We start from the raw sequence: 23,102 nt of genomic DNA, 5'->3' as shown, positions 1-23,102 counted from the left end.
GCCTTTAAAGGGTTCTTTAGAACGCTTCATGTATATTGAAATAAACAGTGGTCTCGTCTCCAAAGCCTAGGTCAAGACGAACATTGACTCTAGGTTTGAAAGCAAAACGGTAACCGACTCCATAGGTAGGGAGCCAACTGTCTTCAAATAATCCTTCAAAGTGAGGGGCGATATTTCCTGCTCCGCCCCAAATTACAGCGCCATGTCGTTCGTTAAACTTGTGGCGGTATTCAAGTTGTGCGGCCATCTGATAGCGGTCTCTGTACCGGCCGCTATAGTAACCGCGCATGCGATCGTCCCCACCCAGTTTGCTCATAGCAAACCAAGGGAGGTCTTCGTCATTGCTTAGCCCTTGCACAAAGTAGTCAAAGGCGAGGATGTTATCGTCGTATAAATTCACATACTCACGATAGTTGATGGTCAGCTCTTCATAATCGTAATCACCACCGAAGGTTTTTACATACCATCGATGTTCAAAGCTGACTAAGCGACCAGAGTAAGGGTTGGTTTCGTAGTCTCGGGTATCGTACTCAAGCGCCAGAATAATACCCAGGTTAGTCGTATCTTCTAATTGCTCTGGTGTTAATGCGCTACCGTCTGATTCTTGATGGTATAGGAACGTGGCGTCGATACCCGTTTTGATAAAGTAGCCTTCAACAAATTGATAGGCAACGGTGGGTTCTAATCTAAGGTATAGCGCCTCATGCTCAGTTTCATTGCCATCTTGTTCGGCAGCGTCTTTTCCCACACCCCAATATTTACTGGGTGTCTGAGAGAGACGTCCCATCAAACCTAACTTCCATTGGTTTTGATTTAAGAACGTTGTGTTGTCGACGCCTATCCCATAAGTACCCTCAGACGATACATAGCCGCTCAGCGTCAGAGTCGAGAGTTGGTTGCCTGTTTCAAGGCCTTGAGGCGCATACAAACCCACGGCGGCCACACCAATACCGACACCTTGTTCAGGGTTGGCAAAGGGGCCGGGTAAAACGCCCCAATCCATGCCACCAGACAAATCCACCTCATCACTAGAGCCAAAGAACTCCAGTAAATCGGTCACCCAACCCGTGCCTTTGTTGGTCAGGTCGTTACCTTCAGCCAATGCGTAAAAGGGGGCGCTAGAAAGTAGCAGCAGGCTTATTGGATTGGATAAACGCTTCATTAACTGCGTACACCATGTTGACCTAAGGTGTTAGCCTTAGGTGTATGTGCGCGGATAAATAGGGACGGGTTTGTTGGCATCTTTAAAAGCGGGTGTCCAAAGAGATAAATGCACTTTGACGGTCGCCAAAGCCAAATTCACCGATGATGTTGAAAGTAGGGTTGATGACGTAGTTGAAGCCGACGACGGTGTTCCATTCAGATTCAAGCTCCTGTTTAACAACAAAACCTGCTGTTTCTCCTTCTGCTTCAATCATGTTTACGAACTCCGCGGGGAAAATATCTCGTAAATCACCCTTTAGGGTTTGTTGAATATTCTGATATTGACCACCCACCCAAACACGAATTGGATGGCCGTGATTAGTAAAATCAAAACCTACTCTTGGCGTTACAACGATAGAGTCGATGCCGCCATCAATAACAGTAAGATTAGTTTTAGTGTAACTTGCATCAATAATGGTGAACCATTCTTCATACCCACCAGCAACAACGAAACCACCACCATACATGTTGCCGTCGAGGTCAAGCTTGAACGGAAGTTGTGGTAGCGTGAGGTTGCGATCATTACCGTAGTTTACGTTTACTATTATGTCTGTTTCAGAATAGCCAGATATCTTCCCGGCAATAGCGTAAAAGTTTAAGAATGGGAAAAGCCACATATCTGCGCGAACAGTCCATACCTCACTTTCTTGATACCCACCAATAGTCTCTACATCAATGCTATTGATTGGGATATCAGCGGGGATCCCAGGAATTGGTGGGATTAGGCAATCTCCAGTAATTGGATTACAAACACCAGGGAAACCGGGAGTACCTTCATTTCCAAGACTGTCTTTTATGCCATTTAAATCTATTGAAGTAACATTAATCCCTTGCTCGACCTTCATGTAACCCACGCTAAGTCCAAATGCTTTAGGCAGAACGTAACCACGCTCTTCTGCTTCTGACTTCCAAATAGGGAGCTCGAATGATGAGGCGTATGAATAGGTAGGAGCAAAAGTAGTGCCAATGATGGCGGCGGCAGTGGAGAAACGTCTAAGTTCCATTCAGAAATCCAAAAGGTATAAAATTGTGATACGGATAACGCAATTATATACCTTTTGAACAAAAAAGTGAGAAATTACACAGATTTACATTTAGCTAAGTGGGTGTTTTATATTCACTTTGTTTAGTATTTCATCGATCAATTGCAATGTAGCAATGGTCTGCTCAGGAGATATCACCTCACTGAATAATTTGCCTTCACGCAGACAGCTTTGCACTTCGCGAACTTGATACTCAAACCCTGAACCTTCATGAGGAAGATTAAGCGCAATGGGATCGTTACCGTACACCTCAAGCGTTGCTTTTGTGGCATCCCAAAAAGCGCCATCAATGGTTATTTTTCCGTCACTACCATAGATTGTCATGCAGTTATCTAGGTTGGACCTAAAAGAGCAGGTGAACTGGCTGGTGAAGTCGCCGTAATCCAATGTCGCAGAGCAGCGTTCATCAACATTGGTTTCGCCAACGAACACATGTGACGAGATACTTTGTGGCTCTCGTTTAGCTAGATATTGAGTCAAAGAAATATTATAGATGCCTGCGTCGAGCAGCACACCACCAGCCAGTTTTGGATTGAATAAGCGGTCTTCATAATTGCGCTCTGCCTTGAATCCAAAAGTAGAGTGGATATTTTCTAGCTGTCCAATCTGACCGTCTTCAACCCAGCGTTTTACCTCAAGCCAAGTAGGAAGAAATCGGCTCCACAGCGCCTCCATTAAAAAGACGTTGTTGTCTTTGGCAATCTCAAATAATGCTTTTGCTTGAGATGCATTAACGGTAAGTGGCTTTTCACACAATACAGCTTTGCCTGCTTCAAGACACTGCTTAGCAGTATCAAAGTGAAACTGGTGGGGGCTGGCGATATAGATAACATCGATTTCTGGAGAGTGGATGAGCTCAGCATAACTATCGAACACATGGGTTATATTGTGCTGCTTGGCAAATGATTCAGCGTTAGGACGACTGCGACTGGCCACACCATATAATCTGCCATCATTGATTACGCTAAATGCTTCGGCGAAGCGATTAGCAATACGCCCCGGTGCGATAATTCCCCAGTTGATCATCCGTTATCCTATTCGTTAGTCTTCTGATTTGAGTTCGTTCAATGGCAGCCAATCAATGGTGACGCCGGCTTGATTAAACATGTCTTCACTGACCTTGATTTTGTCTCCCCAACGAGAGAGAAAATCCGGTTCTTGTTCTGGGCAGTGTACCGAAGAGATGCCGGTTTGAATGATCTTCGCCGCACAGTTTGGACAAGGGAAGTGGGTTACCCAGATCTCACAGCCATCTAAGTCACGTTTCGCGAACAAGATCGCGTTTTCTTCCGCGTGCAAGGTTTTCAAATACTTCATATCACGCTCATCAGTCTCAGCGCTGTCTGTAATACCGTGTGGATATCCGTTAAAGCCAACTGACACAATACGGTTGTGCTTGGTAATAACAGCTCCAACTTGAGTAGAAGGGTCTTTACTCCAAGAACCCACCAGTTCAGACATCTGATAAAAGCGCTTTGCCCATTTCGTTAGCATGTTTAATTCCTTGATTTAACTGAAAGTACAACGTTAATCTTATGGGTTTTAGCTTAACGGTTATTCCTTACAAGCCAAAACATTTTTATTCGATTAACCGTATCTGTTTGTAATTTATGCCAGATGTGGCTTGAACATGATTCTGCTAGGCTTGTCGAGAATTTTGTCTATACAGTTGATCTATTGGTTTACTTGAACCAATAGTTAATCGTTAATTTCATAGGGTGATGTTTAAATTTGTTAATCCTTATTCGTGGCTTGCCTGGTTCGGGCAAGTCCACATTAGCTAAACAGCTAACACGAGCACATGAATTACTGCATTTAGAAGCGGATATGTACTTCACCGACGAGAACGATGAAAACTATCAATTTGATGCAAGCAAGCTTGGAGCGGCTCACCTTTGGTGCCAAAAGCAGACCCTAAAGAACCTCAAACAAGGCAACTCTGTTGTGGTTTCCAATACCTTCACTCAAGTATGGGAAATTAGACCTTATCAAAGAATGGCACAACAGTGCTCAGTTGAGCTATACATATATGAATGTGAAGGGCAGTTTGCGAATGTTCACAATGTTCCGCTAGACAAGATTGAAGCAATGCGCAAGCGCTGGGACGTCTTACCACGAGATCTAAAAAAGCGTCTAAAATCAATTGAGTACTAATGCACAAGGAGAGTGGTATTGCGACAGTTTATCGAAGGCCTACCTAAAGTAGAGCTTCATTTACATATCGAAGGGACGCTAGAACCAGAACTCATGTTCGAACTGGCGAGAAGAAACAACATTGAGATACCATTTTCTAACGCTGCGGAAGTTCACAAGGCTTATCAGTTTAACAATTTACAGTCTTTTCTTGATATCTATTATCGAGGGGCAAACGTACTGATCACAGAGCAAGATTTCTTTGATTTAACTTGGGCCTACTTACTAAGGTGTCACCAAGATAATGTGATGCATACTGAAATCTTTTTCGACCCCCAAACTCATACCAATAGAGGCGTATTGTTTGATACGGTTGTTAATGGTATCCATAGTGCTCTTATCAAAGCCCATGAAGACCTTGGTATCACTAGCCATTTAATTATGTGTTTTCTGCGTCATCTCGATGAAGACTCGGCGTTAGAAACACTTCAAAGCGCCTTGCCTCATAGGGATAAAATCATAGGAGTGGGTTTAGACTCTTCTGAATCGGGACATCCGCCCAAGAAGTTTCAAAAGGTTTTCCAGTTGGCATTAAAGGAGGGATTTCTCACAGTTGCTCACGCTGGAGAAGAAGGGCCTTCAAGTAATATTCAAGATGCAATGACGATGCTCGGCGTGTCTCGTATCGACCATGGAATACGTTGTGTTGATGATCCCAAGCTTATTGAGACGCTACAAGTGCTGCAAATCCCATTGACTGTTTGTCCATTATCAAACGTCAAATTGAAGGTGTTCGATACCATGGAAGAGCACAACATCGTAGAGCTACTGCATCAGGGACTGTGCGTGACCATTAACTCAGATGATCCTGCGTATTTTGGTGGCTATATGACAGATAACTTTCATCAAATCGCCCTGACTCATCCAGTGGAATCTAAAGAACTCGCTCAGTTTACCCGCAATGCCATCAAGGCAAGTTTTGCGAGCGAAGCTCGTAAGCAAGATCTATTACGACACTTAGAGGGTTACCTTGTCCAAGGGATCCACTGATTATTGATATTTGCCAAGAGCCAAGGTTAGGTTACTGATGACCTTGTCTCTTATGTGAAAAGGCTCAATAACCTCAACTAGATTAGCGTTTTTCATTAACCACCACTCAAAGCCTAAACTATCACGTACTTTCGCTCGAATAGTGGTGTGCTCATCATCGGACTCTATAACGGATTGACACTCAGAAAGCTGCGTTTCTTCGATAAGGTGTAAGCCGTGATAGTTGTTGATTTTGAGCACGACTTCGGTGAATTGCCCCCCAGAGAAATGAGGCACATGCTCCTCAATATATTGCTTAGCACTAAAGTTTTGATGGGGCTTTAATACCGTAAAGCCGAGCGACATATCGGTGATTCTATGGATAGCAAAGGTGCGGTACTCTTGGCTGTTTTCTTTCACTGCCAGTAAATAAAAGCTGCGACCATGCAGAGCAATACCAAGAGGTTCGACACTGTACGGTTCGTCATGCAAACTGCCACGTTTTCGGTATTTCATTTTGAGTAGTCGCTTCTCTAATATTCCCTGCTCGATAGTGTCTATTAGAGCTTCATCAAAGCTTGGCGAGGTGAGTTGAAACTCAATAGGTGCATAGCTAAAGCGTTCCTTCCACAGTTCAATTCTTTTGTCTCTCTCGGCTTTACCTGTACTGATGAGGTTTGACACTTCTTTGCGCATGGTAGGTGGGAGCATTTCCAATACTTCGTGTTCAATAATTTGCAAAGAAAGGACGCTACTCATTGCCGCAGGATTGATAGGGTGCTGCTGGCCCTGAGAGATCTTTATCTGATGAGGACGTTTTTCAGTATCAATTTCGACAGAATAATAATCTGACGCCACCTTATTGATAACCCTTTGCACTGTCTTCATTTGGCTCTTGTCATCTAGGGTGGAGTCGATAAGATCCTTTGAAAGCAATATATGGCGCAGTTCAAGACTGGTGACATAATCGGGATGGCAGGGAATATTTTGCAGAACGAGTTGATAGCGCTCAAACGTTTTGGACATTGCTTTACACCTTCTCATCAGATAACGTTGAATATTCTAGTTAAAGGGACAGTTTTTGTCTCTATATTGACCATAATTAGTAGTGTCATCGTTAATTGGAATAGAAAATATGCGATTTACTCTCGCAATGTGCATGATGGTATTGGCTACTTCATTCAGTGCATTTGCAGACAATACCTGCCGAACAGACTCTCTAGGCACAACGCGCTGCAGTGATGGCACCACTTATCGCACCGATTCATTGGGCACGGTAAGAGACAACAAAGGCAATACATGGCGTACTGACTCTTTGGGCACAGTAAGAGGCAGTGACGGAACCACTTACCGCACCGACTCTTTAGGGACGGTAAGGGACAATAAAGGTAATAGCTGGCGTACAGATTCTCTGGGAACAGTTAGGGGTAGCGACGGCACTACCTGTCGAAAAGACTCTCTTGGCACGGTTAGATGCACTAAATAACAAGGAATTATAATGACTTTAACCTATGTGATTTTTGGCTTAGTGGTTCTGCTGACATCAGCAGTGGCGTATTGGGTCGCTCAGCGTCCTGTTGGGCAACTGAAGCTAGAGCTCGAGCTAGCCAATGCAGAATTGGCGAATCAGTCAGAGCTGGCGCAGAGTACGCAACAAAAGCTAGAACATGCGCAAGAAGATGTAAGCGACTTAGAAGTGCGCTGTGCTCAGCTAGGCTCTGAACTCCAATCTGTCCGAGTCTCTGAGCATACCTACAGAAAACAGCTAAGCGAAAGAGAACACACCCTGCGTCAAACCTCTGAATTGCTTAGTGAAGCAAAGGTGGCGGAGAGTTCGGCAACGGCCAGTTTTAAAGCCAAACTCGAAGAGCTGCAGCTTGAAAACCAAAGAAGCCAGGCACTCAACGTTGAACTTCGTGATCTAAATGAAAAGTACTCTAATGCTATGGGTAAGATTGGAGAGCTTAACACTGAGATTGAGACCAAGCAGACCCATTACGATCAGCAAATTGCGTTACTTAAAGAGAGCAAGCAAGAACTGAGCAAGGAGTTTGAGCGTCTAGCGAATGAAATCTTAGAGCGTAAAGGTCAGGCATTTAAGCAGCTTAATACTGAAAGTATGAGCTCTATTTTAAATCCTATTCATCAAGAGCTACGAGGCTTTAAGAACAAGGTTGAGGATATCCATAGCAGGGAGACTGAGCAGCGAGTGCAATTGCGTACTGAACTGCAGAATCTGCAAAAACTTAACCGAGAGATCACTGACCAAGCGGATAAACTCACTACTGCGCTTAAAGGCGAGAAAAAAGTGCAGGGCAACTGGGGCGAGTTAATGCTTGAGAATGTTCTGGATAACTCCGGGCTTCGCCTAGGCACTGACTACAAGCGAGAAGTGAGCATCGATAGTGAAGAGGGACGCTTTAGACCCGATGCTATTGTTTATCTTCCGCAGAATAAGCACTTGGTTATTGATGCTAAGACCTCACTAAACGCCTATACGCGTTATGTGAATTCAGAAGATGTGAATGAGCGAGAAATCGCCCTGCGTGAACATGCCTCAGCGGTGCGCGATCGCATTAATGAGCTAGCAGCAAAAGAGTACAGCAAGCTGCCAGGTCTCAATTCGCCAGAGGTAGTGATCATGTTCATCCCTATCGAATCTGCGTATGTTGAAGCGTTAAAGGCGGACTCTAACTTGTTCCAGTCGGCGCTGGAGAAAAACATCCTTGTGGCTACCCCAACAACGCTATTAACCAGTTTGAACATAGTCAGACAGCTGTGGCGATTTGAAGAGCAAAACAAGCATACGGCTGAGTTGGCCAACCGCGCAGAGAAGTTCTACACCAAACTCAATACCTTCTTAAACTCTATGGAAGGGGTAGGTAAGCAGTTGGATAAAGCCAAAGAAACCTATGACAGAGCACTAGGGCAATTGCATACCGGTAAGGGAAACCTTATTAAGCAAGCGTCAGAGTTTAAAGAGCTGGGCGTTGCAGTTACAAGAGAATTGCCTGCCGAGTTAGTCGAGAAGGCGAACCTAGAGCTTGAGTATCACCATGCAGCGCCAGAGCTGACTGTGATTGATCACAGCAATAGCTAAACGGCTAAAACCACAAACACTATACTTAGGGCAATTACTAATGAAGGCGATTGCCTTACATCTCCAAAACGAGATAAACGAATAATAAAGGAAACACAATGGCATCACGCGGCGTAAACAAAGTCATCATCGTAGGAAATTTAGGCACTGACCCTGAACTGCGTCACTTCTCAAACGGCAATGCAGTCGCCAACTTTACGGTGGCAACTTCTGAGACTTGGCAGGATAAAGCGACCGGTCAGCAACGCGAAAAAACCGAGTGGCACCGCATCTCTGTCATGGGCAAACTGGCTGAGATCGCGGGCAATCACCTGCGAAAGGGCTCTCAAGTGTATATTGAAGGGCAATTGCAAACCCGCAAGTGGCAGGATAAATCTGGCCAAGAGCGCTACACCACAGAAGTGGTCGTGCAAGGCTTTAACGGCACCATGCAAATGCTAGGTGGTCGTCAGCAAGGCGAACAAAGCAGCCCAGGCAATCAATATGCTGGTGCTGGTGGTTCAAATCAAGGTCAGTTTGGCGCGGGCAATGCCTCTGCTAATGCACCGACTAATCCAGGCCAATCTGGCGCACCAGGTGGATTTACCCCAAGCCCTGATGACTATGACGATATTCCGTTCTAGACCCTGCTTTTCAAGTTAGTCAGTTAACACCCAAAGACAAAAACAAGGCTCAACAGTGTGTTGAGCTTTTTTGTGTCCGTTTAATAGAGGCGATTATTTCACCATCTACTGTTAAGGACACTTGTAGTCGCCAATCTCGGTATCTTGACCTTACACGACGACAGTAACGTTTGTTACTGTCGTCAATTGATAAGAACAAGATAACCATCAGCTTTATACTGGGTAAATACTCCGTAAAGACTTTAAGTTGATGATAAGAGAGATGTAACTGTGTTTGACGAAGAACTTGAAGAAGAGTGTGGCAGTATTATTGGCGATATCTTGGTTGGCTTTGGTATCTTCTTTCTGGCGATCGGTATTTTTAAGCTGATCTTTGCTGCCATTGAAGCGTTTTTTATTCTGCTGAGTTTCTTGTTCAATTGCATACTGTGGGTGTTCTATAAAGCGAAGCTAATAGCGGTAAGAGGAACCGGCTACCAAGCGTCTGAGTCAAATGATGAAGAGCTCGCCAGTTATGGCGGTCGAAGCCCGTATGCTCATGGTCTAGCAGCCCTTGTGATGATAGTCGGTGGTTTATCTTTGTTTATGGGTAATGATGCGAGCAATGTGTCAGCAAATGAATCCTATCGAATGAATCGAGAAGTGGTTCAAACAGAGCCGGCTAAGTTACCTCTATTACAAGCAAAGGTGCTAGCGACTAAGCTCAATGCACGTAAAGAGCCACATACAAAAGGCAAGATCCTGTACAAGCTAAAACGCAACCAGACCGTTGATGTCTATATGAAGCAGGATGGCTGGTGGTTGGTTGACGTGAATGGCGTTAGGGCTTGGGCAAGTGCCAAGTACCTGCGGGCTCAATAGACACTATTGCTCAACCGTACACTAGAGAACAAAACAGAAACGCCCAATTTTAATCTGCAAATTGGGCGTTTTTGTTTGAACTGAGATTTTCTAGCTCTCAATTATTGACGTCTGCTAGCTCTTAATTACTGAGCTTTGCTAGCTAGCCACTCAAAAATCGCACTCAAGCGTGAATCATCAAGATTGAACAGCGTATCACCCACATACCATTCGATCATAGATTGCTGCGGATTGCCGGTCACTTGAGGATTTCCCAGCCAAACGCCTTGCTCTTTGGCAAGCTGGTCTCTGATCTCAACGGCGGTTTCATAGTCGAAGGGTAAGATCAGGTGAAGCATGTTCGCCTGTGGCTCGACAGGGTTTAAAGTGAACTGCGGAAATGCCTCGAGCAACGTATAGATTTCTTTAGTGCGACGGTATAGCGCTGGCATTTGCTCTAAGCGCTGCTCAAACTGCATCGCAGCTGAAACCACGTAGGGGGTTCTATGGTAAACATTGCCACCTTGGCGCTGCATCCATTTTCTAGCGAGAGCGATAAAGGATTCATCTCCCAGTAAGATTGAGCCACCGAGTCCGCCAAGTCCCTTATAAAGCGATACATAGGTAGTATCAAAACCGGCGGCTATCTCGTGGTATGGCTTGTCATAGAAAGCGGCAGACTCCCACAAGCGAGCGCCGTCCATATGCAGGTGTATGTTGTTTTCCTTGCAGTAGGCCTTGATGGCTTGTAGATCATCCCATGGCAGCAGCTGACCACCAATCTCGCGCATAGGCAGTTCGTACAACACCGCTGACAGTTCATCAGGGCAAGAGGCGAGGTCATCGACCTTCCAAGGTCGGTAACGGTTGCCTAGATTAAGGACATTGAAGCGTTGCTGCAGCTGATAGTTTTGATTCTCATGGCGCAAGATATGACTGGTTTCATGCATCCCAACCAACTTATTACGCTTTTGTCGGCAGACTAAATCCAGAACCGTTGGCTGAGTCAGTGTGCCTGTCATTACAAATAGGCCAGCCTGGTAACCGAGCAGTTTTGCTATTTTCGCCTCGAAGTTTTGGATCAAGGCACCTTCGCCATATACGTCGTGCTGAATATCGTTGTTTTCACACCATGTTGCCATTTGAGAGAAAAGCTCGGCGGGGGTAGGCGTGTGATGGCCCGATAATATGAGATCACATTCAGCGCGTAGGTTGTTTGTCATGTTACCCTTCCTTTGGTTTTAATTATTCATGCTATAGGAGTTGTTAATACACCTCAACTCTCTCTTTTATCAAACCAAATCTTTGCGATACTCATAATAGGATTTGATTGCACTGCTTAATACATAGTGGAAGGAGTGCACGATATGCAGCTGTGTTTTAATGCCTCTTCCTCTACCAGGTTGCCATTTTATCCAGCCTAGATCAGCAAGGTTCTTCATTGTTTTTGCCACATTCCGAGTGGAGCAAGACATGACGCGAGCTAAGGTTTGAGTGTCTAATTTAGGAATGTTCATTGGAGCCGTACCTTTGTTTTCCCGCCCACAAAAGAAAAGACCGAAGTGATAAACACTGTCGGTCTTTTTTGTAGAGGTTAATCATTAGGAGCTATACATAGAACTCGAAAATTTATTCAGAGACTGTAATTACTCTTTTTTCTGAGTCCAAGTGTGGAATGCGTTGCGGTGTTGCTTTTGCTGCATTCTTTGCTTGTGTTTACATTGTCTTCCAATACGAGTTCGTCTAGTGCGGGTTAGGCGGTTCATTTTATGTACTCAAAAGTGTGTTGCTGACCGTAAGTGCGGTCAAAAAGGAATGAACAAGGTGTACAATAATTGCTCGCTTTTAAGTATGTACGCGAATGACGGATTTTTCCTGTTCTATTTTCATCACAGATCACAATAGGGCAAATCAGTCGTAAGCCGTGTTGGGATTAAATATTCATCTTAGGTACGGTATAATGCCTTGCCTCTACAATACAGACACTATTTGTCGCTTTTTAGCGATATGATAGAGACTAGATCTTCAACTACTGATTCATAACAAATAAAGGTGAATACTGTGTATACACAAGGCGATTTATGCCCGCATTGCGGAATACTTATCATGATGCCAACAGATTTGGAGCCAGTTTGCCTGTGTTGTGGTAAAACTATTAATGAAGACGAAGATGAGTAACCTACACGCGTCTTATTAAACGAATTTAACCCTATCTTTCATAGATATAGGGTATTGTGAAAAGTTCTATCTCTTTACTTTTAAAACGACTTTCCTACGTTGGTTTTGATGAAAATACTGCACACCTCTGACTGGCATTTGGGCCAGAATTTTTTTACTAAAAGCCGCTTAGCTGAACATGAGCAGTTTATTCAGTGGCTTTTAGGCACCGTTGAGACCGAACAGGTCGACTGCGTCATCATCGCCGGTGACGTGTTTGATACTGGTACGCCTCCAAGCTACGCACGTGAGTTGTACAATCGCTTTGTTGTGGATATGCACAAATTAGGGTGCCAGCTTATCGTTCTTGGGGGCAACCACGACTCAGTCGCCATGCTCAATGAGTCAAAACAGCTTCTCAAGCAGCTTCATACTCAGGTAATCGCGAGCGTAGGAACAGAGATCTCAGAGCAAATACTAGAGATGAAAAATAGTAGTGGGGATGTTGGCGCTATTGTTTGTGCCGTTCCTTTCATTAGGCCAAGAGATGTGGTTAAGAGCGTGTCTGGAGAGTCGGGAAGTGAAAAACAAAAAGCACTCGGCGAGGCGATAAAAGCCCATTACTCAACCCTTTATCAAAACGCTTTGCAGCTGCGTTCAAGCAAAGAGTTAGATGTGCCTATCATTGCGACAGGGCATTTAACCGCGCTTGGGGTAACTACCTCAGAGTCAGTTCGAGATATCTATATTGGCACGTTAGACGGCTTTGCCGCTGACGGCTTCCCGCCAGCAGATTACATTGCCCTTGGGCATATTCACCGCCCGCAAAAGGTCGCTAAAAGTGAGCATATTCGTTATAGCGGTTCGCCTATCTATCTGAGCTTTGATGAGCTGAAATCCCAGAAACAAGTGGTGTTGGTGGAGTTTGCATCAAGCCATCTTGTGGGTATAGAGCCCGTTGCTATCCCTTCATTTCAGCCGATGTTTTCTTTAAAGGGCGATTTAGCTAGCTTGCAGCAGCAATTAGATAGCATCAGCGTTGAAGAAGGTATATCTGTGTGGGTGTCTATTGAAGTTGAGGTTCAAGATTACCTAACGGATCTTCAGCAAGCGGTACAAAAGATGATTGGTGACAGAGGGATTGAAGTGTTACAACTGCGCCGCTCTAGATCGCACAGAGAACGCACGTTAAATCAGGAGCAAGCCGAAACCTTGTCAGAACTTAGCCCAATAGAGGTGTTTAGTAAGCGACTAGCTGTTGAGGTCTTTGACAACGAAGAAGACAAAGCCCGACAGCAGAGAATAACCACGCGCTTTAAGCAGATTGTCGAAGATGTTGAAGGGGAGAGATCATAATGAAGATCCTTAATCTTACCTTCGAAAACCTAAACTCCCTCAAGGGTAAATGGCATATCGATTTCTCATCGCCCTCTTTTGTGGAAAGCGGTTTGTTTGCCATTACTGGCCCAACGGGCGCTGGCAAGACCACCATTCTCGATGCCATCTGTTTGGCTATCTATCACGAAACCCCAAGACTGGGCGGGATCTCAACATCAAACAATGAAATCATGACTCGCGGCACAGCCAGTAGCAGTGCAGAAGTAGAGTTTGAGGTTAAGGGTAAGGCGTATCGTGCCCACTGGAGCATGCGCCGCTCTCGCAACAAGGCGGATGGCAATCTGCAACCAGCGACCGTTGAGTTAGCCGAGGTAGAGTCTGGCAGCATTATCGCCGACAAGGTGAAAACAAAGAATGAGCAGGTCAACGAGATAACGGGGCTAGATTTTTCTCGCTTCACTAAATCCATGATGCTTTCTCAAGGCCAATTTGCCGCATTTCTAAATGCCAATGCCAACGATAGGGCTGAATTACTAGAAGAACTTACCGGCACCGAGATCTATGGTCTTATCTCAGAGCGCGTTCATCAGCACTACAGCGATGCAAAGGTTGCCTTAGGCCAGCTTAATGCACGCGCCGAGGGCGTTGCACTGCTGTCGCAAGAGCAACTTAAAGAGTTAAACGAACAACAAGTAGAGCTCACAGCATTAAGCTCAAGTCAGCAGTCACAGCAAACGTTATATCAATCACAGCTGAACTGGTGGGGGCAACAGCAGTCGCTAGAACAGAAAGTGACAACGCAACAAAATAGCCTTGCTAATGCACAAGAAAAACATCACGCATTGCAACCCGACATTGAAAAACTGCAACGCAGTGCTCCAGCAGAAGGGATGCGTACCAGCTTTGAACTATGGGCCAACACCAAGTCTGAAAGCGAGCAATTAGAGACGCAAATTGCGGGTAAACAACAATCTATTGATGAACAAAACAAAGCCCTAGAGCCACTTCAAGAAGGCGTACATCAAAACCAGCAACGACTGAATCAAGCAGTGGAGCAACAAACGCAGTTACGAGAGTTAATTCAGCAGCAGATTGTTCCACTAGATACGCGCATTGCTGAGCAGAAAAAATCAGTGACACTACAAACGACGGCAACTGACGAATCGCTTCAGGCACAACAAGGCATAAACAAAAGAAAACTTGAGCTTTCAGCTGAGATAGAGTCTGCGCATAAAGCGGTGACAGAAGGGAAAGTCTATCTAGACGCTCACGCTAAAGATGAATGCCTACAAAGTGCCTTACCTTTGTGGATACAGAGCTATAAGCAATATGCGCAATCGCTAACAAAGTCTAAGCAAGCAACGCAGTTGGTTACGTCCCTCAATAGTGAGTACAGCAAGGGTAAACACACTCTAGATTCAACACAGCAAAAAGTGGAAGAGTCGAAGCGCGTTCTACTGGAAAAAACCAAGCTATTTTCCAGTACACAAGAGCAGTTAGAAGCAGCCCTTAAAGACGGCGACACGTCATCACTGCATGACCAACTGCAGGCTTTGCAAAGTAGCCACCCTGGCTATATAAGACTGGAAAATGGCAATGCTAAGCATGCTGAGAACGGTAAGGAATTACATGAACTTACCCAGTTTATAGACCAGCAAACAAGTTTGATTGCGAAAAAGCGTCAACAGGTCACTGAACTTCGTAGTAAGCAGGCACAACTTGAGCAAAGTGTAGCGGATATTAGGCAGCTTCTTGATCAAGAAAGTGAACTGGCGAAGTACAGAGCGCAGTTAGATAATCATACGCCGTGCCCGCTGTGCGGATCTGCCGAACACCCCGTGTTGCAGTCCAGCGACAGTGTTGATGTGACAAACTTGCTGACGAGGCAAACAGACACAAAGCATCAACTCACTCAAACAACGACAGAGTTAAAGGAACAAGAAGCACAGTTAAATACGCAGCTGAGCCATCAGCAGCACGCTGAGAAAAGGCATCCAGCTCTGTTACGAGAAAAAGAGAAGATACAAGAACTGTGGGACACGCTTACCGTATCACTTGGCTTAGTTTTAGATCTAGGTGACAGCCAAGGTGTTGAGCGCTTACTGCAGAAAAACGCAGAGCAACAAAAGGACATCAATACTCAGCTTAAGCGTTTGGACAACCTTCAGAAAAATCGAGATGAAGCGAATAAGGCGCAGCAAGAATGCCAAACCTCAGTTTCATCATTGACTGATAATCTAAATGCGCAGTCGAGCGCCCTTGCTCTTATCAACAGCAAACTGGAATCTGCGCAAAAGGAAGCCAAGCAATGGAGTGATGAGGCAAGCACTGTTTGGAGTGAATTGGCGGCAGAGGTCAAAGCGTCAGGTTTTAATTTGCCAGAGACTGATACTGAGCTGTGGTTTAATCAAAAGCATGAAGACCTCAGTTGCTGGCTAAAACTGACCACTGAAATACAGCAATCAGAGCAGCAGTTAGATAGATTGCGTACTCAAAGTCACGCTTTAGAAGAGACGCTAGTTTCTGCAAACACAAGGCTTGAACAAGAGCGCTCTCGCTTAAAAGAGATGCAATCAATCCTGCTAATTGTTGAGAAAGAGCGCCAAGGGTTATTTGCGGATAAATCGGTAACCGCTGAATCTGAAAGAATGCGCCTAGAGGTGGAAGGGGCAGAGAAGCGCTATAAAGTCGCTATAGAAAATAGAGATTCGTGTAAGAGCACAATTGCCACGTTATCGGGCGAGTTAGCGTCAATGCACCAGCAGAAACAGCTTGTTGGCGATAAATTATTGCAACACACCAAGGCATGGGAGAGCGAATTACAATCGAGCCCTTTCTCTTCCATTCATGAGTTCCAAGCGGCGTTACTGTCTAAACAAGAAAGAGATGCGCTCACTGCAAAGATTGAAGAGAGTAAAAAGAATCTAGAGCATGCCAAAGCAACGCTTGCTAGCGCCAGTTCTGCATTGGTTGCACATAAGCAAGATGCAGACGAAAAAGGCTGGGAGCTGCAGCCTCAGGCAGCCCTTGAGCAAGAATTTGCTCTTATTAAGCAAGAGGCTGATCAGACGCTGAAACAGCAGGGCGAAATTACTCAGCAGATCGCCTCTGACCAAGCTAATCGTCAACGTCTAAGTGGTTTGCTGGATGAAATAGAGAAGTTTGAGCAAGAGTACAATGATATCTCACACCTCAACTCGTTGGTGGGCTCGGCAAAGGGGGACAAGTTTAGAAAGTTTGCTCAAGGTCTAACCCTAGAGAACTTGGTGTATCTTGCGAATAAGCATTTGGCGCGTTTTCATGGACGATATGAACTACAGCGTAAGTCCGATGATGGCCTTGCGCTTCAGGTACTGGATACCTGGCAAGGAGATGCGGTGCGTGATACCAAGACCTTGTCCGGTGGTGAGAGTTTCTTGGTCAGCCTTGCATTAGCCTTGTCTCTGTCGGACTTGGTGAGCCATAAAACCAGTATTGACTCGCTGTTCCTTGATGAAGGCTTTGGTACGCTTGATGCGGAAACCCTAGATATGGCACTCGATGCACTCGACAACTTGAATGCGTCGGGCAAGATGATCGGTGTTATTAGCCACGTAGAGGCGATGAAAGAGAGAATACCTCTGCAGATCAAGGTATCGAAACGAAGTGGTCTTGGCGTCAGTGAACTTAGCCGAGAGTACGCCTTGTAAGCCTAAGTACATAACTAAACACAAACAGTCGCACCTATAGCGACTGTTTTTGTCTTGAATGTCGCTATTGTGGAACAAGATTTAAAATTGATTCTATAAGGGTTGGCGATGGTTAAGTGGGGCGTGGGTATAGCGGTTGTGTTGGCGTTGTTGAGCCACTGGGAATTGGCACTCATCGCGGTGATTTGCATCCCAATTGCTATGGTGGCTATCCCTACAATGATCATCACGGCAGGTGCTACTATTGGTGTGTTGTTGGCGAAAGGTCTGTTGATCTTATTGCTCATCTTGATCTTTGGCTAATCACTTTAAACGATGTGGAGTGTGTGATGGACTACCAAGAGTTCAACCAATTTTGTAGCTCATTTAAGGCAACAGATCATGTTGTGCAATGGGGTAATGCCGACGTCTGGAAGGTAGGCGGCAAGGTGTTCGCTATTGGTGGATGGAGTAAAGAAAAAACACCCGCATTCACGTTCAAAACCTCAGACCTGAATTTCCAGTTTTTAAGTGATCACGATGGATACATACCAGCGCCTTATTTTGCCAGTCGCGGAATGAAGTGGATTCAACAGGTAGATACCAGTGGCCATTTGGATGAAGAGCTAAGATATTATCTTTCTGAATCTTATCGCTTGGTTGCCCTTGGTTTAAGTAAACGTAAGCGCGTAGAGCTTGGTATCGACCTCTAAACTATTCCAGCGACTTCTCACTGTTACCACTTCAACATGCTTGTTATTGTCAAAGTGTACTAAACTCACTCATCTGACCACATTAAAGTTAACGTATCTACTAGTTTGGAAAAGGAGAGCCCAGCATGTACCCATTTTTTCGCCTTGCTAAGGTGTATTGGCAAGCACGAAAACAATCTTCATTAAAGATAGGTGATAAAACGACGACGTATTTTTCTTGCCGCCCGTGGGATCTCGATATTTTTAACGAGCTTAACAATGGCCGAGTGTTAACCCTTTACGATCTCGGACGAACGGCGTTAGGCATTCGTTGTGGGCTGATGACCGTGCTCGCAAACAAACGTTGGGCATTAGTGGTAGCAGGGAGTTCGGTACGCTATAGAAAGCGCATCCATATGTTTAATAAGATCACTATGCACACTCAATGTGTAGGCTTTGATGATAAATGGCTTTATGTCGAGCAATCCATGTGGGTAAAAGGGCAACCATGCTCTTCGGTACTGATACGAGCTGGAGTCACGTCTAAGAAGGGGATTGTAAGCCCGAATGAGGTGCTAGAAGCTATGGGCGAAAGCAACTTGTTTGGAGCACTTCCATTGTGGGTCAATGAATGGGTAGATTCAGAACAGCATCGTCCTTGGCCACCATTGGATGGTGAGATTGAGGTTGAACCACAGGCAGAGAAAGCTTGAGTGTTTGTCAGGCAATCTGGATAGAAAGCCTGACAATCATGATCTGTTAAGCTCTACTCTTTTTTAAGTAAGGCTTTGGATTTACTTGGCCGAGTACGAAAAAGTTAGCTGCTCCCACCAGACAAATACTCACTAGGGTTGCCATAAACATTGGCATTATGTCGCCACTTGGCATGCTCAGTTCAAGCACCACATGAAATGAAAATAGAGAGATGATCACTGCCAGTAAACCAGTGGTAATTTTTGCAAAAAGAGGTTTGTTCATCGGTGTACTCTGAGTGGCTGAAAACATACGCGGTGATGCTACAGCATTCTCAAAAACTTGCTTATCATTAGATGCCATTGATTAAAATTCCTTTGATGTCTTAGCCAAGATTGTGAGAGAACGCTACATCTTGGCTAGATTGTCTTATTCCGTTAAAAGTGCGCGGCCCATCCTATCAAGAAGCCTTGTGACGCAGTGTCATAAGCAAAGGTATCACCATTGTCATAATCAACCCAAGTGGATTTGTACGCTAGGTTTAAGTCTGACCAATCATTGATGGCATAACGCACTCCAGTTTGTATTGAACTGGTAAAGTTGGTGTCTCCACTCAATCCTATATCGCCATTAAAATAGACGCTCCAGCTTTCAGTCAGAGGGGTGGTCAAGCGTGCCCCAATCAAATAATCCACCCAATCTTCTTCTAGGTTACTAGAGTCGTCAATGACACCGTTTTGAGAGCGAACCCGAGTATCGATGTCATTGTCCCACCAGCGAATACCCGCCATGTAGTCTACAAAGCCAAAGTCATACTGATAGCGTTTGAAGACCTTGGCTTCTAATACACCTTGTCGAATGTCCATGCTGCCACTTACAACATTGAAATCCTGTTGTAGCAAGGAATCAGTTTTACCCGACAGTTTCATGAAGCTGTAGTCGATGTAGAAGCCCCATGTATTCTTATACACACTCTCCCAACGTCCCATCGCTCCCATATCAATCTTGTCCATGATGAATTTTGGGTCGACATCGACATCGGCAGAGAGGTTATTGATTTTGCTGTCGCCTCGAATATTCAAAGCGAGGGCATATATTTCGATAGAGTGTTGCCAGTTGGAACTAGAGGTAGCGGGATCGTTGGCAAAAGCATCGGATGAAAAGGCTAGGGCAAGTGGCATAGCAAGCAATGAATGACAAGTAAGGTTTTTCATTGGGTCACGAATCCTTGTGTATGAAAAATCAAAGAAAATCTGTAAACCGCTTGGGGTTGTACCCATAGGGTCATGTTAATTCAGTATGGCACAATCTAATTAAATGAAAGGGTTAGGGGGATTATTGTTTGTGGATTCTGTTTTAAGTCATGGGTGTGAGTCACCAATATTTGTCGACTCTAGGAATGAAGGTGGTAGGGATAAGAGAAGTAGGATGTTCCAGATACAACAAAGCCCGCTAAAAAGCGGGCTTTATCATAAATTTGGTGGGTCCGGGCGAATTCGAATCGCCGACCCCTACCATGTCAAGGTAGTACTCTAACCAACTGAGCTACGGACCCAAATTTTGTTGTTCAATACGATTGCAGGTTAATGCAAGAGGATGGTGGGTCCGGGCGAATTCGAATCGCCGACCCCTACCATGTCAAGGTAGTACTCTAACCAACTGAGCTACGGACCCATCTTCTTGAACGAGAGTGATGTTATCGATAAGCGGGGTAGGGTTCAAGCACAAATCTTAGGTTTGTGAACTGTTTGCCGTTTTTGTAATCGAACAAGGACTTTTTTGATTGAAATGCGAACAATGCCATTGGAATTCACTAAAGAAAATAAACGCGTCTTTTCAAAGAATAAACACTTAGGTATTTGAATTCTTTGTTGAATTTGCCATTCTCATACTAGTGACTGCAATTAACTAGGAAAGGGAATGACTCAGGCAGAACAGTCTATCAACCTTGTTCGAATAGAAGACGTTAAGTTTTTCGTCGATCTTTTGATGCAAATCGATGCGGATGCGTACCAAATTCTTCGTCAAGCCACCATCCCTAATGATATCAATAGTGACAATAGCTACGACTGTTTGCCCGAAAGTGCAATGTTAAATGCTCTTGAGGTGTTGGGTTCGCACTATAGCAAAGAAGAGCTAGGGGTCATTTTTTGGGAAGGGATCCGCAATAGTTATATGCCGACCTTTGTGTCGCAACTCTCCGAACATGACTCAGTGCTCGATGCCTGCCACGAACTGACTGAGCTTGTGAAAATCTCATCACCAAACTCAAAGGTGTATCCAACGTTTACCGCTGGATCTTGGTGGCTAGTAAGAGAAAAGCTCGGCCAAAAAGAATCTTGGTATGAAGACGCAGAGGTGTTTTCTGTGCTGTTTATGGTGGAATTCATTCGCTCTATTACTCAGGCAACATGGAAACCTGAGCAGATCTCTTTAGTCAGTGATCATAGTGACCTCTATACCAGCTTACCCACTTTGCACAATGTTACGTTTATCCATCAGCGCTCTGCCACCGCTATCAAGATCCCTGAAGCGGTAATGGAGAGAGTACCGAGTTTTTATAAGAGCTCCGCTGTCTCGAACAGTGTAAAGCCAATTTTGTTCAGTGAGCCTACTTTCATGGATACCTTTAGGCTGGCTATCTCGCCTTACCTGTCTATGGGGAAACTTCCGGTAAAGCTTGCCGCTGAGATACTAAGAATGAATGTACGAACCTTACAGCGCCGTCTAGAAAAGGAAGGCTTAGTGTATAAGGCGCTCATTGAAGATATGACCTTTGAGCTGATAATAGAGGCAATGAAAACCTCTCAAGAATCTATTACCACCATTGCCAACCGATTTGGTTATTCGGATGCTGCTCATTTCACCCGCGCTTTTAAGCGTCGTTACAATCAAACCCCTAGAGCGTTCAGAAAGTCTCTTACAAACGAACCTGAATAAATGGATTGTTTTAACTCGTGTCATTAAATGGCAATTATAAAAAGTGGAACGTCTTTAATATCACTTCTAAGTTATTGAGTGTTACAGAAATTAACTCTCGGATTTCAATCCTGAAGATGATGTAACTGTAGGAAAGCAAAAAAGACCTACCCAATGGCTTCATTGTTAGATGGATATAACGTCATTAAACCTGACGAATCACGATGGATACTGAGTTTGACGCTTTATAGGAAACAACAAATGAAAAACGTTTTGAAACTTTCAGCAGTTGCAATTTCATGTTCTCTGGCATTTTCTGCCTCAGCAGCAACGACCATTTTTAAGAACGTCGATATCTTTAACGGTACAGAAGACAAGTTGTATGAAGATCACCATGTAATGGTTGTCGACAACAAAATTGCTCAGATTTCGTCGAAAGAAATTAAAGCCGAAGATGCGATAGTCATTGATGGCGAAGGCAAAACCCTAATGCCTGGTTTGATTGACGGTCACGCACACATCATGATCAACTACAACTTTGACCAAATTGAGAAGAATAAAGACCTTACAGACATCTCTATTAACTCAGTGACTGTAGCGGAGCGCTTTTTGCAAGATGGCTTTACTACGGTTCGTGATATGGGCGGCCCAGCATTTGGTCTAATGCGTGAGATTGAAGCGGGCAATGTAGCCGGTCCTCGTATTTACCCATCTGGCGGATTCATTTCGCAAACCTCTGGCCACGGTGATTTCCGAGACCGCTCTGATGCGGGCTTCTCTATTCAATCTGCGGGCGATATTTCAAACTTTGAGCGTATGGGCATTGGCGCAGTCGCTGATGGCGTACCTGAGGTGCAAAAAGCAACGCGTTTGAACCTGCGTAACGGCGCGACACAAATTAAGATCATGGCTGGTGGCGGCGGTTCATCACGCTTTGACCCAATCGATACAACGCAATACTCAGTTGAAGAGACGTGTGCCATTGTAGAAGCAGCAAAAGACTGGAACACCTATGTAGCAGCGCACGTATTTAACGACCGCTCTGTAAATCGTCTTCTCGATTGTGGCGTGAAAACCTTCGAGCATGGCTTCTTCATCAATGATGAGACTATGCAGCGTATTTCTAAGGAAGGCGGTTATGTAGTTCCGCAAATGTGGGGATTGTCACCAGACCTTGCGAAGAACCCATTGATGCCAAAAGACAAACTGCCTCTTATTGCTGAGCTACGTAAGAAGTACGGCACATTCGGCCAACGTCTTCTAGAGAACGATGTGAAGGTTGTATTTGCTTCTGACTATGTGGGTGTGAATTCGGATGCAGAACGTGCACGTCGTTATGAGATCTACTGGCGTGCTGAAGCCTTTGGTAGCAACTACGAAGTACTGAAGCAGATGACGTCTAATGCAGGTGAGATGCTGGCTATGTCAGGTCCTCGTGGTACGGCTAAAGGTAAGCTAGGTGTCATCGAGAAAGATGCAATCGCCGATATCATTCTTGTTGAGGGTAACCCTCTAGAAGACATGTCTGTGATTGGCGCGACTGACGCTTGGTTTGACGCGGACCCAGAGTACAAAGAGATTGAAACCATCAAGCTAGTTATGAAAGACGGTAAGATCTATCGCAACAAGCTGTAATCAATTCTGATTAGTTAACTATCTAGTAT

22 protein-coding genes and 2 tRNA genes are annotated in these 23,102 nt (G+C 44.8%); 13 read left to right on the top strand and 11 right to left on the bottom strand.

What is annotated here, in order from left to right; translation table 11 throughout:
* Nucleotides 1-16: 16 nt before the first annotated feature.
* The 4 genes from OCU35_RS06930 to OCU35_RS06915 form a co-directional block, all read right to left on the bottom strand.
* Nucleotides 17-1,162: a BamA/TamA family outer membrane protein gene (locus OCU35_RS06930; RefSeq protein WP_102452126.1), complete on the bottom strand. Its 1,146-nt coding sequence runs from the start codon at nt 1,160-1,162 to the stop codon at nt 17-19.
* Nucleotides 1,163-1,244: 82 nt separating this feature from the next.
* Nucleotides 1,245-2,207 (bottom strand): hypothetical protein, encoded by a 963-nt coding sequence (locus OCU35_RS06925; protein ID WP_065209837.1) that lies wholly within the window; start codon nt 2,205-2,207, stop codon nt 1,245-1,247.
* A 90-nt stretch (nt 2,208-2,297) separates the two neighbouring features.
* The gene (locus OCU35_RS06920) at nt 2,298-3,272 is read right to left on the bottom strand and encodes a Gfo/Idh/MocA family protein (protein ID WP_261825052.1); all 975 of its coding nucleotides are present in this window, start codon (nt 3,270-3,272) and stop codon (nt 2,298-2,300) included.
* 15 nt (nt 3,273-3,287) lie between these two features.
* Entirely contained in the window at nt 3,288-3,740 is a 453-nt protein-coding gene (locus OCU35_RS06915; protein WP_102377242.1) for a dCMP deaminase family protein, read from the bottom strand.
* Nucleotides 3,741-3,977: 237 nt separating this feature from the next.
* Here OCU35_RS06915 and OCU35_RS06910 point away from each other — a divergent pair, with 237 nt between their 5' ends.
* Entirely contained in the window at nt 3,978-4,400 is a 423-nt protein-coding gene (locus OCU35_RS06910) for an ATP-binding protein (RefSeq protein ID WP_261825051.1), read from the top strand.
* An 18-nt stretch (nt 4,401-4,418) separates the two neighbouring features.
* Complete coding sequence (locus OCU35_RS06905; RefSeq protein WP_261825050.1) at nt 4,419-5,429, top strand: adenosine deaminase; 1,011 nt, start codon at nt 4,419-4,421, stop codon at nt 5,427-5,429.
* Here OCU35_RS06905 and OCU35_RS06900 read toward each other — a convergent pair whose 3' ends face one another.
* Nucleotides 5,430-6,434, bottom strand: a complete 1,005-nt coding sequence (locus tag OCU35_RS06900; protein ID WP_261825049.1) for a helix-turn-helix transcriptional regulator — start codon at nt 6,432-6,434, stop codon at nt 5,430-5,432. It abuts the gene before it with no gap.
* A 109-nt stretch (nt 6,435-6,543) separates the two neighbouring features.
* On the opposite strand from OCU35_RS06900, the gene OCU35_RS06895 reads away from it, so the two are divergent.
* The 4 genes from OCU35_RS06895 (at nt 6,544) to OCU35_RS06880 (ending at nt 9,992) form a co-directional block, all read left to right on the top strand.
* Nucleotides 6,544-6,894 carry a hypothetical protein gene (locus OCU35_RS06895; RefSeq protein WP_017030686.1) on the top strand — a complete coding sequence of 117 codons (351 nt, stop codon included), beginning with the start codon at nt 6,544-6,546 and terminating at the stop codon, nt 6,892-6,894.
* Nucleotides 6,895-6,906: 12 nt separating this feature from the next.
* Entirely contained in the window at nt 6,907-8,508 is a 1,602-nt protein-coding gene (gene rmuC / locus OCU35_RS06890; RefSeq protein ID WP_017027243.1) for a DNA recombination protein RmuC, read from the top strand.
* A 98-nt stretch (nt 8,509-8,606) separates the two neighbouring features.
* Entirely contained in the window at nt 8,607-9,131 is a 525-nt protein-coding gene (gene ssb, locus OCU35_RS06885; RefSeq protein WP_017027244.1) for a single-stranded DNA-binding protein, read from the top strand.
* A gap of 270 nt (nt 9,132-9,401) precedes the next feature.
* Nucleotides 9,402-9,992 (top strand): SH3 domain-containing protein, encoded by a 591-nt coding sequence (locus OCU35_RS06880; RefSeq protein ID WP_261825048.1) that lies wholly within the window; start codon nt 9,402-9,404, stop codon nt 9,990-9,992.
* 125 nt (nt 9,993-10,117) lie between these two features.
* Here the strand turns inward: OCU35_RS06880 and OCU35_RS06875 are convergent, their stop codons facing one another.
* Both OCU35_RS06875 and OCU35_RS06870 read right to left on the bottom strand, forming a co-directional pair.
* Nucleotides 10,118-11,194: a threonine aldolase family protein gene (locus OCU35_RS06875; protein WP_102429415.1), complete on the bottom strand. Its 1,077-nt coding sequence runs from the start codon at nt 11,192-11,194 to the stop codon at nt 10,118-10,120.
* 69 nt (nt 11,195-11,263) lie between these two features.
* On the bottom strand, nt 11,264-11,488 hold the full coding sequence (locus OCU35_RS06870; RefSeq protein ID WP_017027247.1) for an SgrR family transcriptional regulator: 225 nt from the start codon (nt 11,486-11,488) through the stop codon (nt 11,264-11,266).
* A 769-nt stretch (nt 11,489-12,257) separates the two neighbouring features.
* Between OCU35_RS06870 and sbcD the strand changes: the two genes are divergently transcribed.
* The 5 genes from sbcD (at nt 12,258) to OCU35_RS06845 (ending at nt 18,539) form a co-directional block, all read left to right on the top strand.
* Entirely contained in the window at nt 12,258-13,484 is a 1,227-nt protein-coding gene (sbcD, locus tag OCU35_RS06865; RefSeq protein WP_261825047.1) for an exonuclease subunit SbcD, read from the top strand.
* Nucleotides 13,484-17,155: an AAA family ATPase gene (locus OCU35_RS06860; protein WP_261825046.1), complete on the top strand. Its 3,672-nt coding sequence runs from the start codon at nt 13,484-13,486 to the stop codon at nt 17,153-17,155. Before sbcD ends, OCU35_RS06860 begins: the two co-directional genes overlap by 1 nt.
* Before the next feature lie 108 nt (nt 17,156-17,263).
* Entirely contained in the window at nt 17,264-17,458 is a 195-nt protein-coding gene (locus OCU35_RS06855) for a hypothetical protein (protein WP_017027250.1), read from the top strand.
* A gap of 26 nt (nt 17,459-17,484) precedes the next feature.
* A complete protein-coding gene (locus OCU35_RS06850) occupies nt 17,485-17,847 on the top strand; it encodes an MmcQ/YjbR family DNA-binding protein (RefSeq protein ID WP_261825045.1) in 363 nt (120 codons plus the stop codon).
* A 125-nt stretch (nt 17,848-17,972) separates the two neighbouring features.
* Complete coding sequence (locus OCU35_RS06845; RefSeq protein ID WP_261825044.1) at nt 17,973-18,539, top strand: acyl-CoA thioesterase; 567 nt, start codon at nt 17,973-17,975, stop codon at nt 18,537-18,539.
* A gap of 46 nt (nt 18,540-18,585) precedes the next feature.
* On the opposite strand, the gene OCU35_RS06840 is transcribed toward OCU35_RS06845, so the two are convergent.
* The 4 genes from OCU35_RS06840 to OCU35_RS06825 form a co-directional block, all read right to left on the bottom strand.
* Nucleotides 18,586-18,882, bottom strand: a complete 297-nt coding sequence (locus OCU35_RS06840) for a hypothetical protein (RefSeq protein WP_261825043.1) — start codon at nt 18,880-18,882, stop codon at nt 18,586-18,588.
* 74 nt (nt 18,883-18,956) lie between these two features.
* Nucleotides 18,957-19,733 carry a hypothetical protein gene (locus tag OCU35_RS06835; protein ID WP_261825042.1) on the bottom strand — a complete coding sequence of 259 codons (777 nt, stop codon included), beginning with the start codon at nt 19,731-19,733 and terminating at the stop codon, nt 18,957-18,959.
* A 264-nt stretch (nt 19,734-19,997) separates the two neighbouring features.
* Nucleotides 19,998-20,074: transfer RNA gene (locus OCU35_RS06830), tRNA-Val, on the bottom strand.
* A gap of 42 nt (nt 20,075-20,116) precedes the next feature.
* Nucleotides 20,117-20,193 (bottom strand) — tRNA-Val (locus OCU35_RS06825).
* Between the two features lie 246 nt (nt 20,194-20,439).
* Here OCU35_RS06825 and OCU35_RS06820 point away from each other — a divergent pair.
* Both OCU35_RS06820 and OCU35_RS06815 read left to right on the top strand, forming a co-directional pair.
* On the top strand, nt 20,440-21,459 hold the full coding sequence (locus OCU35_RS06820; protein ID WP_017027254.1) for a helix-turn-helix domain-containing protein: 1,020 nt from the start codon (nt 20,440-20,442) through the stop codon (nt 21,457-21,459).
* A gap of 240 nt (nt 21,460-21,699) precedes the next feature.
* On the top strand, nt 21,700-23,073 hold the full coding sequence (locus tag OCU35_RS06815) for a metal-dependent hydrolase family protein (RefSeq protein WP_261825041.1): 1,374 nt from the start codon (nt 21,700-21,702) through the stop codon (nt 23,071-23,073).
* The last annotated feature ends 29 nt before the right edge of the window (nt 23,074-23,102 follow it).

The sequence above is a fragment of the Vibrio breoganii genome (assembly GCF_024346795.1).
Classification (GTDB): Bacteria; Pseudomonadota; Gammaproteobacteria; order Enterobacterales; family Vibrionaceae; genus Vibrio; species Vibrio breoganii.
The sequence above is the reverse complement of the archived record's forward strand: the minus strand, read 5'-3'. Positions and strand labels throughout refer to the sequence as shown.